The organism is Undibacterium sp. TC9W, assembly GCF_049339865.1.
Classification (GTDB): domain Bacteria; phylum Pseudomonadota; class Gammaproteobacteria; order Burkholderiales; family Burkholderiaceae_D; genus Undibacterium.
Window position 1 is genome coordinate 115,297 of the sequence record NZ_JBMPPJ010000017.1, and the last position, 13,289, is coordinate 128,585.

Consider the following 13,289-nt stretch of genomic DNA (forward strand, 5'->3'; position numbering starts at 1 on the left):
TTTTGAATACAGACAGGTAAGAAATATGTCCATGCGTACCCAATACTGCGGCCTCACTACTGAGGAATTACTCGGCCAAACCGTCAGCCTGTGTGGCTGGGTGCATCGTCGTCGTGATCACGGCGGCGTGATCTTCATCGACTTGCGTGACCGCGAAGGTCTGGTGCAGGTAGTTTGCGATCCAGACCGTGCTGATGTGTTCAAAGCTGCAGAATCCGTACGTAATGAATTCTGCCTGCGCATTACTGGCCTGGTACGCAACCGTCCAGATGGTACTGGCAACAGCAACCTGAAATCAGGCAAGATCGAAGTGCTGGCGCATGAAGTTGAAGTCTTGAATCCTTCCGTCACGCCTCCATTCCAGCTCGATGATGACAACCTGTCTGAAACCACACGCCTGACCCACCGCGTGCTGGATCTGCGTCGTCCGCAAATGCAAAACAACCTGCGCCTGCGTTACAAGGTAGCGATGGAAGTGCGCAAGTTCCTCGATGCAAATGGCTTTATCGATATCGAAACACCGATGTTGACCAAATCGACGCCTGAAGGCGCTCGTGACTATCTGGTCCCATCCCGCGTCAATGCTGGTAATTTCTTCGCGCTGCCACAATCCCCGCAATTGTTCAAACAATTACTGATGGTGGCCAACTTTGACCGTTACTATCAGATCACCAAGTGCTTCCGCGATGAAGACTTGCGTGCAGACCGCCAGCCAGAATTTACCCAAATCGATTGCGAAACTTCTTTCATGAATGAGCAAGAGATTCGCGACATGTTTGAAGGCATGATACGTCTGGTCTTCAAAAACACGCTGGACATTGACCTGCCAAATCCTTTCCCTGTCATGGAATTTGCTGAAGCCATGGGTCTGTATGGTTCCGACAAGCCAGACATGCGCGTCAAACTGCAATTCACAGAATTGACAGACGTCATGAAAGACGTCGATTTCAAAGTATTCGCTGGCGCTGCCAATATGGTCAATGGCCGTGTCGTTGGCTTGCGTGTACCAGGTGGTGCCAACATGCCACGTTCTGAAATTGATGCATACACCCAATTCGTTGGTATCTACGGTGCCAAAGGCCTGGCTTACATCAAGGTCAACGACAAGGCCCAGGGCCGTGATGGTTTGCAATCCCCTATCGTCAAGAACATCCATGACGCGGCATTGACGCAAATCCTGGAACGTACAGGCGCACAAGACGGCGACCTGATTTTCTTCGGTGCCGACAAAGCCAAAGTCGTCAACGACGCCATCGGCGCATTGCGCGTGAAAATCGGTCATAGCGAATTCGGCAAAGCCAATGGTTTGTTTGAAGACGTATGGAAACCATTGTGGGTAGTTGACTTCCCTATGTTTGAACATGATGAAGAAAACGACCGCTGGACAGCGACGCATCACCCGTTCACGGCACCAAAAGATGGCCATGAAGATTTGATGGAAACAGACCCAGGCAAATGTATCGCTAAAGCATACGACATGGTCCTGAACGGTTGGGAACTGGGCGGCGGTTCTGTGCGTATCCACCGTGCTGAAGTACAAAGCAAAGTGTTCCGTGCCTTGAAGATCGATGATGCGGAAGCACAATTGAAGTTCGGCTTCCTGCTCGATGCCCTGCAATACGGCGCCCCTCCGCACGGTGGTCTGGCTTTCGGTCTGGATCGTATCGTCACCATGATGACCGGTGCTGAATCCATCCGTGACGTGATCGCTTTCCCGAAAACCCAGCGTGCCCAATGTCTGTTGACACAAGCACCGTCTGAAGTTGATGAAAAACAATTGCGTGAACTGCATATCCGTTTGCGTGCAGCAGAACCAAAACTCGCGTAATTCTTCATCCGCAAGGACGTATTAATGAATGAAACTGACAGCAATGAAAAGAGTATGCAAGTGAATAACAGGACAGCCTTATTTTTATTGTTGAGCAGCAGTTTGTTTCTCGCCGCTTGCGGAGAAAAGAAAACTGAGCTTGGTGAAGGTTCTTCTGAAGTAACAGGCGCTGCCGGTCCTGCTGGTGCCAAGGGTGCCAGCAAGACCCTGGTCAAGTGTGATGCGCCTGTGGCGACCCTGTCGCTGGTCGAGAATCCGAATGGCTATACCATGAGCAGCCAGTACAACCTGCCGTCCTCACCTGTGCCTTTGATACGATTGCTGGCTCAGCAGAGCGGCTGCTTCCGCGTGGTGGATCGCTCATCTGGCCTGAAGGCAGTGATACAAGAGCAGGAACTCAAGGACCAGGGCATTATCCGTAAAAATTCTACGGTATCCAAGGGCAAAGGCTACGAAGCGCAATACACGATCACCCCCAGCCTGACTTTTTCTGAAAGCAAGGCAGGTGGCGGTATTGGTGCCATCATGGGCATGATCCCTATCCTCAGGAATTTTACGGGCTATGCCGAGAAGGTCAGCTTCAAGGAAGCACAGGTAGTTTTATTGTTGACCGATAATGAAACCACCGAGCAACTGGCAGCGGCAACCGGTTCAGCCAAGACGACAGATCTGGGCGTGGGTGGACTCAGCTTTGGTGCTGCGGGTGGTGGCTTTGGCGCAGGCTGGAGTAATACCAATGAAGCCAAGGTCATCGTTGCTGCCTTCCTGGATGCTCACAATAAACTGGTGCCGCAAGTCCGGCAGTTGCAGGAAAAAGAAATGCCGCCTGCAGTGCCGGTGAAAAAGTAAGTCTTCATTTGCGTTGTTATTTACTCGATCTGAAAAGGCCTGCTTTGCAGGCTTTTTTGCATTTTGCTGCATCGCATGAATTGTTGATAGTTGCCGGCTTTGCTGGCAGCCAATCATTTAAATGGCACTCCTTTGTTTCAGATCTATGGCGATGAAATAAAAATCCTTCAATGTAAACTCTTGTTTCCTTTAATAGCATAGCAAAAAAAAGCTGCTATAAAGAAACAAGTGGCCTACATTGTGGTGCATGCACCGATGGTAAGTATTTACTTATAAGGAGATTAAGATGGGACGTTTTTCAGCAAAACTATTGCCAGCAATAATCGGAATGGTTGTATGTGCACCGTTCGCACAAGCAGCAGGTGAGCATGGAACTGAAGCCGAGGCGCAGGACATGGTCAAAAAAGCAGTTGCCCTGGTCAAATCAGCCGGTGCAGAAAAAGCCTACAAAGTCTTCACTGATCATCCCGATGGTGCATTCAAGGAAAAAGACTTATACGTCTTTGTGTATGACTTTGAAGGCAATTGCCTGGCGCAGGGGGCAAATGCAAAAATGGTTGGCAAAAACCTCATGAGCATGAAAGATGTGGATGGAAATGCCTTTATCAAAGGCATGATAGACCTGGTGAAAACCTCGTCCAAGGGCTGGTATGGTCCTTATAAGTTCAATAATCCAGCGACACAAAGCTATGAACTGAAACGCTCCTATTGCGAACGCGGAGCCGGGGACAGCATGGTCTGCGTAGGAACTTACTTCGAGAAGAAATAAGCCATACCGGGCAATCAGGAAAATCTACTTCCGGCCAGCGTTGCCATGTTGTGGTGACGATCATTGACGGCATTCTGTTGAGCTTATTGCTCAAGGAGTGCCGTTTTACTTTACAGTATCAAATATGGATGAGCCAAAGGCGTTAGAATAGTGGTTTTGAAAACACCGGATCATCATTTCGGCCTGGCATGTCAACGCATAAAATCCCTGAATCTGTCCTGGTAGTTATTTACACCGCCGCACTTGATGTACTCTTGCTGGAACGCGCTGACAAGGCGGGATTCTGGCAATCTGTCACTGGGTCGAAAGATACCGTGGACGAGGCCTGGCAGACCACCGCCATCCGTGAAGTGGCTGAAGAAACCGGTATTGATGCCCTGCAATTCGACTTGCAAGATTGGGGTTTGACCAATATATATGAAATCTACCCGGTGTGGCGTCATCGCTATGCGCCGGGTGTGACGCAAAATACCGAGCATGTGTTTGGCCTGTGTGTCAGCCCTGACGTCACCATCAGACTGGCACCGCGTGAACATCTGCAATATTTGTGGTTGCCATGGCGGGATGCTGCGGATAAGTGTTTTTCCGCATCGAATGCCGAAGCCATACTGCAACTGCCCAAGCTGGTCGAGGTTTAACAAGCTAAAGGAAGTCCCCATGAAGCTGCGCATTGCCACCTACAATATCCACAAGGGCGTCAGTGCATTTGGCCGCAAGGCCCGCATCCATGGCATCAAGGAAGCGATAGATTTGCTCGATGCTGACCTGGTATTTTTACAGGAAGTACAGGGGCAACATGACCTGCATGCAGAAAATCACACACTCTGGCCGCAAGAAAGCCAGCATGATTTCCTGGCCGGACAATCCCATCAGGCAGTCTATGGCATGAATGCCGTGTATGAGCATGGCCACCATGGCAACGCCTTGCTGAGCCGCTTTCCAATCGCCTCTTTCACCAATCATGATGTGTCAGACCACGCCTATGAGCAGCGTGGCATCCTGCATGCCATCGTGCAGATCGACAAAATCCAGGTGCATTGTTTTGTGATTCATCTTGGTTTGTTTGCTGGCAGCCGCCGTCGCCAGATACAGGCACTGATAAAAACCATCAAACAAGATTTACCTGCCGATGCGCCACTGGTAATTGCCGGTGACTTCAATGACTGGAGCCAGCGCCTGAGCCAGACCCTGTATCAGGAACTGGCTGTCATTGAAGCCTTTGATGTCGAGGCACAGGGGCCATCATCACGGTTTTCGCTGAAGGGTATGCGTAAAATATTGAACAAGGATACTAGTGGCCATGCTCGCACATTTCCTGCCGGCTTGCCCTGGTTATGCCTGGACCGTGTGTATCTGCGCGGCTTCAAGGTAGATGATGCGTGTGTCATGAAAGGCGCCCCCTGGACTACATTATCGGATCATGTACCGATCACCGTCAGCCTTGAATTGCTGGACACGACAAAAAGCCCATGAGAAAGCTGCATTTCATTGAAGGCAATGATGTAGAGCTTTTGCATAGCGGTGCCCAGTTTTTCCCTGCCTTGATTGTATCCATCAACCAGGCACAGCATGAAGTATATCTCGAGTCCTACATCTTTGCGGCTGACGAGACTGCGCAATCCGTGCAGGCAGCACTGGTGCAAGCAGCAGCGCGTGGGGTGCAGGTCAGGGTGGTCATAGACTGGATAGGCAGTGACAGAAGACATGCAATTGATTTGACAAGGCGCTTCAATGAGCAGGGCGTAGTTTGCCGTTGCTTTAATCCCTGGTTCAAGCGCGGCCTGGCACGTACCCATAGAAAAATCTGCGTGGTTGACAGACATGTCGCCATCGTCGGTGGTTTGAATATCATTGACGACTGTATTGCTGACGATGGTTCTGGCCTGGCTTTACCTTTTCCACGCTGGGACTTTGCTGTTACCGTCACTGGCCCCCTCGTCGCTAACATCCATCTGGAAGTCGAATCACAATGGCGGAAACTTGGCAAACTGGGTTTGCGTACCCGCTTCGCGCTGATGAAACATTTGCATGCCGATGCCAAGACCGCCGGCAAGCAGGTCACTTCAGCGGCGCTGGTGGTACGCGACAACTTGCGTAACCGCGCCACCATACAACGCGCTTACCTGCAGGCACTGGGCATGGCAAGATCACGTGCCATCCTGGTCACGCCTTACTTTGCCCCCGGCAGAAAATTCCGCCGTGCCCTGGTATCTGCTGCCACCCGTGGTGTCGATGTGGTGCTCTTGCTCGGCGTAGGTCAGTTCGCCTTGCAGGATGCGGTATCGCAATCTTTCTACCCCAAATTATTGGCAGCTGGCGTGCGCATCGTCGAATATGGCAAGACGCAACTGCACGCCAAAGTCGGTGTCATTGATGAAGACTGGGCGACGGTAGGCTCCAGCAATTTTGACGGCCTAAGCCTGTTCGTCAACCATGAAGCGAATATAGTCATCCGCGACAAAACCTTTGCCGCCAGCCTCGCGCATGAGCTGGAACTGGGTATCGCCGATGGCATAGAAATCCTTGCTGAAGATGTGCACAAAAAAGCCTGGTACAAGCGCGCCTGGTATGGCGCGGCATATCTGATTTACCGCGGCCTCATGCGCATCGTCACCTTCGGACATTACGGATGAAATTGCACGGTGTGGATTTCACGTCGGCACCATCGCGCCGCAAAGGCATTACGATTGCCAGCGGTCAGATGCAAGGTGATGTACTGCGTCTGGAGTCCCTGCAAACACTGAGTGACTTCACTGCTTTTGACAACTGGCTCATGCAACCTGGCCCCTGGCTAGCTGGTTTTGATTTGCCATTTTCGCTGCCGCGCGAACTGATAGAGCATCTGCACTGGCCAGACAATTGGCCAGATTTGATGCGCCATCTGCACACTCAGACACGTGCTGAATTGCGCCTGCAATTCAAGGCATTTTGTGATGCCCGTGCCATTGGTAATAAATTTGCTCACAGGGCAACGGATATACCTGCTGGGTCTTCACCTTCGATGAAATGGGTGAATCCCCCGGTAGCCTACATGCTGCACGCAGGTGCCCCGCGCTTGCTGGATGCCCGTGTCAGCATCCCCGGCATGTATGATGGCGACCCACAACGCATCGCCCTCGAAGCGTACCCCGGCATGGTGGCACGCAGCATCACCAAAGCCTCATATAAAAGCGATGACAAGAGCAAGCAAACACCAGAACGCAGGCAGGCCCGCGAGCACATCCTGCAGGCGCTGAAAGCCGGCTCTACACCATGGAAAATCAAACTCCATGCAGGTAATTTTGGCGATGCATTATTGAGCGACGGTAGCGCCGATTTGCTGGATGCCGTGCTATGCATGGTATTGGCCGCCTGGGCTCATGACAGACGCGGCCAGAATTTTGGCTTGCCAGAATTTGATCCGCTTGAAGGCTGGATAGTGGGTTCTTGAAATTTTCGGTTTTATCTTGAGCCCCAACTTTGGATAGCAGATTTTCATTGCCAATTTTTGGCCCGTAGTGCTGTCCCGCTTTTAGCTCTGAATTTAATTGTCTGGCGCGCAGAATTCATTCATGATCATATACAGGATGTTAAACTATGGGGTTTTCTATTTTGCACTAAGAACTTTTTTCTCAGACATTTTCGCCGGGGATAATCAGGCCAGATCAGATGAGTTCAAGAGGGGAAGTTGCAAATAGGTAACATCAGGCAATCATCATTATTCATACCAGTTTTCAGGATACCGTCTCATGCTGCTTACATCGTCCCTGCGTGCTGCCATTGCCATGGCAGCGGATGTCGCCGCAGCAGCGTTTCAGGTGTTGCCTAAAAGTGATTGGCCACCGACGCTTTATGAATTGCATGAAAGTGGCAGGCGCTGGGAAGAAAAACTGGAAAGCGGTGCAGATGATTTCGAGAAAAGAAAACAGGTGTGGTTGCAAACCAATATGGCGGGCACTGTCGTCAAGCTGATGGCTGAGAGCCGCGCAACGTTCATGCCCGATTCTGCCTGCGCTCTTACCCTGTTGATCGAATTTTCCGTAGTGCCTGAGATTTTGCATGGTCTGGTACTGGCCCTGCCATATTCACGCTCAGAACAAGGCCTGGGTCTGCTTGCCGGCATGGTGCAAGTGTATCGCTACCCAGAGGCAATCTTCCCCATGCTTGATGAAATACTGCCCGAGTTTACCGCTTTGTTGTCCAGTCGTTGTGCTACCCATTGGCGCAAACCTATGGAGTATGATCGCAAGCTCAAGCCCTCGCAAGCCAGTTATGAGTCAGAGTCGCCAGTCATTGCGGCACGCTGTCCTTCATTTTTATCCTTGCCTGAGCCTGGCTGGAATAGCAATGAAATAGGCTCACGCTACCTCGATGCACTGATTGCACGCTACCCGTTTGATGATGGCATTTGCTTTCAAAGAGCGTTGTATCAGCTAAAGCTGGATTTTTCGTTGCCCAGCCTGTTAAGGGTAGATTATTTGCTGGGCGAATTGCAAAACAGCCTGAGCATGACTGAAGATGAATTCACAGCCCGCACTGCGAATATGAATTTTTTGTATTGTGTTGCGTTTTATTGCAGCAAGGTCATCGCCAAAGCAGCCGGCTGCCATGTTGACTGGTACAGCATTGCGCAATTCGGGCAGCGTTTTCCTGATAAAAAAAGCATCACTGCCAGCCCGGCCAGGTCTTTGGTTGCGGTCTTCAATGCAGCAGGTGGCGAGATGGGGATGCCCTTCTTCCCTTTACAGGCTATATTACGACAACTGTTTGCTAAAGAAACCTCGCAACAACTGCGTTCTGCCTTCAAGCAATGGGGTAAGGCTGCCTTTACGCAGCGGGCTGCCAGCATCAATGATGAAATGCCCGCCGTACAGCAATTGATAGACAACTGGCCCATGCATCAGCGTGATTACCTGACGACCAAGAGAATTGACTGGTTCAAGGACAAGTATTTCAATCTGTGGTTTCAGACTTACTTCTCCCTTTATCGCGGAGGAAGGGTAGTCTGGGCTTGCATAGTACAGGCACATAATCAAGCCTATACAGATGAGAATGTAGATCGCTTCGCGCAAATCGTTTTTGATCCCCAGGGTTTGCTGACACCGCCTCAGCTTGAAGTTATCGCCAAAAAACTGAACTCCTACAAAGGATGCAGGCCGTTTGATGCGCGCCTAGGTTTCATGGCGGACTTCATGACAGACGAAATACCGATGACGCTAGGCGCAGAGCTGCCCTATAGAATATCGAGTGACGATGTGTGTACTTCCGCAATTTTGTTGATACGCAAGCATTTGCCGGTTAGTCGCCTGCTCTCCAATTATTTGCCGGTGTTGATACATGATGCATTTCCAGGTGTCGCCTTGTTCTTACCCAGCAAATTCTGGACACCAGCGATTGCCCGTCAATGTGCTGCCTATGGCTGGCCAGTCCACTAGTGGTACAAAACAATTTTAGTCGGAATTTATAATAAAGGCTTTTGAAATGATAGTCGGTATAGATCTGGGTACAACCAATAGCTTGATCGCTGTCTGGAAAGATGGTCAGGCGCAATTGATTGCCAACGCGCTGGGTCATGTGCTGACACCTTCCTGTGTCAGTATCAACGACAATGGCGAAGTGCTGGTAGGCTTGCCTGCACGTGACCGTTTGCTGACCAATCCTGACCGTTCTGCAGCTCTTTTCAAACGCCACATGGGTACGGAAAAGAGCATGCGGCTTGCGGGTAAAAACTACCGGCCAGAAGAGTTATCTGCGCTGGTGCTGAAGTCACTGGTTGCCGATGCCGAGGCTTTTCTTGGTGAAAAAGTGACTGAGGCCGTGATTACCGTTCCAGCCTATTTTAACGACACCCAGCGTAAGGCCACCCGCATTGCCGGTGAATTGGCAGGCCTGAAGGTAGAACGTTTGTTGAACGAACCAACGGCTGCCGCACTGGCCTATGGTCTGCACCTGGCGCCTAAAGAATCACAATTCCTGGTGTTTGATCTTGGTGGCGGCACCTTTGATGTGTCCATTCTGGAATTGTTTGCAGGCATCATGGAAGTCCGTGCAACTGCAGGTGACAATTTCCTTGGTGGCGAAGATTTTACCGGAGTGCTGGTCAAGGGCTTCATTGAAAATACCGGCAAGACTGCCGGTATTATTGAGACCGATTTAAGCGCCGCCCAGCGTACCCATTTGCGCACAGAAGCAGAGCGGGTCAAGCGCTCCCTGTCCGGTGGCGATCATGCCACCTTTTCTTACCGTCACAATGAATCCGAGCTGCTCTGGGAGGTCAGTCTCACTGCCTATGAGAAACTGTGCGCAGACTTGCTGCAACGCTTGAGCCAGCCTATAGAGCGCGCACTGCGTGATTCCAATATCAGGCCGAATGAGCTTGACCGCGTTGTAATGGTAGGCGGCTCTACCCGCATGACTATCGTCCATCGTCTGTTGACCCGTTTGTTTGGCCGCTTCCCCAGCCGTGATATCAATCCCGATGAGGCCATCGTCATCGGCGCTGCCGTCCAGGCTGGCCTGAAAGCCAGGGACGAGGCACTCAATGAAGTTGTCATGACGGATGTCTGCCCTTATTCGCTCGGTATCGCAGTATCAGAAGAGTACGGTGACGGCGAGTATCGCACGGGTTTGTTCAGTCCTCTGATTGAACGTAACACGGTGGTACCAGTCAGCCGCTCCAAGGAATTTCAACCCATCAGTGACAGGCAGGAACAGATCGATATCAGGGTCTACCAGGGGGAAAGTCGTGAAACCAAAGACAATATTGCGCTGGGAGCCTTCACTCTTCCCCTGCCTTTTACGCCGAATACGGACCGCAGTTTAGACATTCGTTTCACCTATGACATCAATGGCTTGCTGGAAGTGGAAGCTACCATTAAAGCCACAGGGGCAAAGCAAAACCTGGTCATAGAACAAAATCCCGGCGCGATGTCGGCAGAGCAGCTTGAACGCAGCCTGGTGGCGATGCGTGCATTGAAAATACATCCGCGTGATCAACTTGAAAATCAGGCCATGCTGGAACGTCTGAAACGGCTGTATGAACAAAATCTTGGTAACCGCCGTGAATGGGTTGCTGCACGCCTCAGCCAGTATGAGCAAATACTGGCACGACAAAACCCCAGGGAAATCGCCAAGGCCAATGAGGCGTTCACGGAAGTGCTGACCCGATTCGAGGGCGCGCCCTTGTTATGAATCCCTTCGTCCACCTTGGTATTGCCGCCACAGATGACAAGCGGCAAATCAAACTTGCCTATGCCGCGCGTCTGAAGCAGGTCAACCCTGAAGATGATCCTGAAGGTTTCAAGGCCTTGCGTCAGGCCTATGAGTTGGCTCTTTCCACAGCAAGCGATACTGACAAGGCGCCGGGCCCCAATTTCACTGAAGAGCAGCCAGACCTGCCTGAGCTGGACATGGCAGCGATACTCCAGCCAGACACCAGGCCGGAGGAAGACCCATCCCTGCCCAGTACGACGGACCTGGATGCACAAATTTTATCCTGGGGTGGTCAAACTCAGTCCCAAACCCAAACGGTACCGCCAGGGCCGCGCCCTGTGCCTCAAGCTGTTGAACAAACTCAGCAAAAGACAGAGGTACCTGGCGGTTTTCCTGGACATGTGCTGGACCAGCCTTTGAACTGGTCCGTCAATCTGGATTTAAATCTGGAATCTGACAATACCCTGGAACAGCAACTGAGACAAAAGTGGAAACCGGGCCCACGTCCTCAAATTGCTTATTTCTCGAACAAGGCAAATCTTAAAAATATTGCGCAGTCAGATTCTGAAATGGCCGGGCAAGGCAGCAGTAATGCTGCTACCGGTAATCACCCACCTGACGCAGCAACTGCGGCCCTGCAAGTTTGTAACATATTGCTGAGGACTGATGTCCGTCAGCAAGAAGCAAAGCTCAGGCAATTACTGGAGCAGCCAGCCTGGGGAAATCTGGATTTCAAGGTCAGGCTGGAACAAGCTTTTGTGCAGGTGATCAATGAATCCTTCGACGTGTGCTACCCACTGGTCAAATTTTTGACTGCGTATTACGACTGGAAAAACTTATTGCCCAAGCGCCGCCAGCATTCGGCGGCAGTCATCAACCTGGTCAGGCGTGCTAATGCGCGCGAGTGGCGTCGTGACATGGAGAGCCTGCCCTATGGCACACCGACAGCTGCCGCTTTTCAATTATTGATGGCTATTCCAAACGAAGAAAAGTTCAAGGCCTTTGCAGAAATTCATGAACAGCTCCTGGCTATGCACAAGTTGTTACGGGAGTTAGGTTCAGACAAGAAAGATGCCTTGCAATATGAAGTTAATCGTGAATCTGTCAGTTGGTGGCAGAACTATGTAGATATGCGCCTTACCTTGCAGCCGGACCAGAATTCAAAAAGGCCACCGCAAAAGAAAGTCGCAAAAAAAACGCCCCAAAAAGCAGAGGAAAAATGGACCCCGGCTCGGCTGCAGAAATATGTACTCAGGTCTGTATTTGGCATGTATTTACTGACCTGCATCATGACCGGGCTCTTTTCCGACACCTTGGACAAGCTGCTTGATTTTCTTGGTCTTTGAGACTGGTTTCTTGATATGAGTTGGAAAGGGAGATGGCTGTGCTTGAATAAACTTCTATTCCCTCTTTGTTAATGCCAAACTATAAGAAGCCAGACTGTAAGCAAGGCCTGCGATAAAGCCCAGCTTGGGGTCAAAAACAGCCAAAGCAAGCACACCACAGATACAGCCGCTTGCATGATACAAGGAATCCTCTCCGCGTATTTTTGCCTGCAGCGAGGATGCCATCGCTGCTACAGCCAGTATGATAGCGCTGTAAATACACCAGTCCAGAAAATGTCCCGGATGGATATGAAACACAGATGCTGCAAATGCTTCTTCGGCAAAATTTCCCTGTTTATATAAAAAGTTAAACAAACTGAAGAAATTAAAACTCTGGGGCGGCAGTGAATTCAAATAACTTGCCGGACAAATGATGAGCAGGGCTAAAATACCTTTGAATAGTGAAAATAAGCCCCAAGCGCTGGGCTGCCTGCTCATCCATGCGAGACCAACGGGGTAGTTGTTACTATCTGCGGGCGAGAACAGGTTTTTCAGGTTCACAAACATGCCGAGGCTGGTGAGCAGCATGAATACCAGATATACGAGGTTTTGCGTCGAATGCTGAGTATACTGAAACCAGGGCTGCGCATACAGCATGCCTAGTATCAGAGCAGCGATTGCGGCAACTATAAATCCTGCGTATTTGCTTTTTTTGGGGTTGCGCACCAGCCCCGCCCAGATATGCAGCAAAGGTGTGCACAATGCATAGGAACCCAACAGCAAGAACAGCATGAACAGGAGCTGTATGCCAAATGCACCCAGACTCAGCCCCCGGCCATAAAGGCATGTGCCTACAGCCGCAAGCAACCAGGTAAGCGGCGCAAACATGGGGGCCAGCAAATAGGCTTGAAAGGGGATTTGCTGTGTCCTGGTATCGTGGTGATCATTCGGCATCTGTTATTCGCCATTGCATTAGATACATACAAGATATGTCCACTTGCTATAATTCATAGAGCGCAAGGCATTCACTGATGTCTTGAGTGTTGTTTTGTGGAGTATTGCTCTTAGTGATGCTTCTAATTTATATAGTTATTCACTTAAGCTCAACATAGGCTGCGGAACTACGGCTTACCAGAATTCGATGTGCTTGAATGTAAAACCCGAAGCTCAGTTTGTTTATTCGCCTGTGCAGCTCTCATCGAGCCTGTAAATAAAAGTGTGTAAGTAATTCTGGCAGATGAAGCTCCTATAATGAGGAATTGCCAAAATGACGACAAACGCAATGGAAAGAAGCAAACTGCAGGCGCTGGCCAAAGAGCTGGCGAAA

At 50.6% G+C, this 13,289-nt stretch carries 11 protein-coding genes; 10 read left to right on the forward strand and 1 reads right to left on the reverse strand.

What is annotated here, in order from left to right:
• Positions 1-25 precede the first annotated feature (25 nt).
• From aspS to ACO0LN_RS21870, 10 genes are all read left to right on the forward strand, one after another.
• On the forward strand, positions 26-1,828 hold the full coding sequence (gene aspS, locus ACO0LN_RS21825; protein WP_422977411.1) for an aspartate--tRNA ligase: 1,803 nt from the start codon (positions 26-28) through the stop codon (positions 1,826-1,828).
• A gap of 54 nt (positions 1,829-1,882) precedes the next feature.
• Positions 1,883-2,677, forward strand: a complete 795-nt coding sequence (locus ACO0LN_RS21830; RefSeq protein ID WP_422977436.1) for a CsgG/HfaB family protein — start codon at positions 1,883-1,885, stop codon at positions 2,675-2,677.
• Positions 2,678-2,963: 286 nt separating this feature from the next.
• Positions 2,964-3,446: a cache domain-containing protein gene (locus tag ACO0LN_RS21835; protein ID WP_422977413.1), complete on the forward strand. Its 483-nt coding sequence runs from the start codon at positions 2,964-2,966 to the stop codon at positions 3,444-3,446.
• 188 nt (positions 3,447-3,634) lie between these two features.
• The gene (gene nudB / locus ACO0LN_RS21840; protein WP_422977415.1) at positions 3,635-4,084 is read left to right on the forward strand and encodes a dihydroneopterin triphosphate diphosphatase; all 450 of its coding nucleotides are present in this window, start codon (positions 3,635-3,637) and stop codon (positions 4,082-4,084) included.
• Between the two features lie 19 nt (positions 4,085-4,103).
• Positions 4,104-4,919: an endonuclease/exonuclease/phosphatase family protein gene (locus ACO0LN_RS21845; protein WP_422977417.1), complete on the forward strand. Its 816-nt coding sequence runs from the start codon at positions 4,104-4,106 to the stop codon at positions 4,917-4,919.
• Positions 4,916-6,079 (forward strand): phospholipase D-like domain-containing protein, encoded by a 1,164-nt coding sequence (locus ACO0LN_RS21850; RefSeq protein ID WP_422977419.1) that lies wholly within the window; start codon positions 4,916-4,918, stop codon positions 6,077-6,079. Before ACO0LN_RS21845 ends, ACO0LN_RS21850 begins: the two co-directional genes overlap by 4 nt.
• The gene (locus ACO0LN_RS21855) at positions 6,076-6,876 is read left to right on the forward strand and encodes a DUF429 domain-containing protein (RefSeq protein WP_422977421.1); all 801 of its coding nucleotides are present in this window, start codon (positions 6,076-6,078) and stop codon (positions 6,874-6,876) included. The genes ACO0LN_RS21850 and ACO0LN_RS21855 overlap by 4 nt, the downstream gene beginning before the upstream one ends.
• A 298-nt stretch (positions 6,877-7,174) precedes the next feature.
• Positions 7,175-8,860: a hypothetical protein gene (locus tag ACO0LN_RS21860; protein ID WP_422977423.1), complete on the forward strand. Its 1,686-nt coding sequence runs from the start codon at positions 7,175-7,177 to the stop codon at positions 8,858-8,860.
• 46 nt (positions 8,861-8,906) lie between these two features.
• Positions 8,907-10,616: an Hsp70 family protein gene (locus ACO0LN_RS21865; protein WP_422977425.1), complete on the forward strand. Its 1,710-nt coding sequence runs from the start codon at positions 8,907-8,909 to the stop codon at positions 10,614-10,616.
• The gene (locus ACO0LN_RS21870; RefSeq protein ID WP_422977427.1) at positions 10,613-11,983 is read left to right on the forward strand and encodes a hypothetical protein; all 1,371 of its coding nucleotides are present in this window, start codon (positions 10,613-10,615) and stop codon (positions 11,981-11,983) included. The genes ACO0LN_RS21865 and ACO0LN_RS21870 overlap by 4 nt, the downstream gene beginning before the upstream one ends.
• Positions 11,984-12,037: 54 nt before the next feature.
• On the opposite strand, the gene ACO0LN_RS21875 is transcribed toward ACO0LN_RS21870, so the two are convergent.
• On the reverse strand, positions 12,038-12,712 hold the full coding sequence (locus ACO0LN_RS21875; RefSeq protein WP_422977429.1) for a hypothetical protein: 675 nt from the start codon (positions 12,710-12,712) through the stop codon (positions 12,038-12,040).
• Between the last annotated feature and the right edge of the window lie 577 nt (positions 12,713-13,289).

What these genes read in the sequence shown, in the direction of transcription:
- aspS (WP_422977411.1), top strand. Translation starts at nt 26, where the DNA reads ATGTCCATGCGTACCCAATACTGCGGCCTCACTACTGAGGAATTACTC.
- ACO0LN_RS21855 (WP_422977421.1), top strand. Translation starts at nt 6,076, where the DNA reads ATGAAATTGCACGGTGTGGATTTCACGTCGGCACCATCGCGCCGCAAA.
- ACO0LN_RS21870 (WP_422977427.1), top strand. Translation starts at nt 10,613, where the DNA reads ATGAATCCCTTCGTCCACCTTGGTATTGCCGCCACAGATGACAAGCGG.
- ACO0LN_RS21835 (WP_422977413.1), top strand. Translation starts at nt 2,964, where the DNA reads ATGGGACGTTTTTCAGCAAAACTATTGCCAGCAATAATCGGAATGGTT.
- ACO0LN_RS21850 (WP_422977419.1), top strand. Translation starts at nt 4,916, where the DNA reads ATGAGAAAGCTGCATTTCATTGAAGGCAATGATGTAGAGCTTTTGCAT.
- ACO0LN_RS21865 (WP_422977425.1), top strand. Translation starts at nt 8,907, where the DNA reads ATGATAGTCGGTATAGATCTGGGTACAACCAATAGCTTGATCGCTGTC.
- ACO0LN_RS21860 (WP_422977423.1), top strand. Translation starts at nt 7,175, where the DNA reads ATGCTGCTTACATCGTCCCTGCGTGCTGCCATTGCCATGGCAGCGGAT.
- nudB (WP_422977415.1), top strand. Translation starts at nt 3,635, where the DNA reads ATGTCAACGCATAAAATCCCTGAATCTGTCCTGGTAGTTATTTACACC.
- ACO0LN_RS21845 (WP_422977417.1), top strand. Translation starts at nt 4,104, where the DNA reads ATGAAGCTGCGCATTGCCACCTACAATATCCACAAGGGCGTCAGTGCA.
- ACO0LN_RS21830 (WP_422977436.1), top strand. Translation starts at nt 1,883, where the DNA reads ATGCAAGTGAATAACAGGACAGCCTTATTTTTATTGTTGAGCAGCAGT.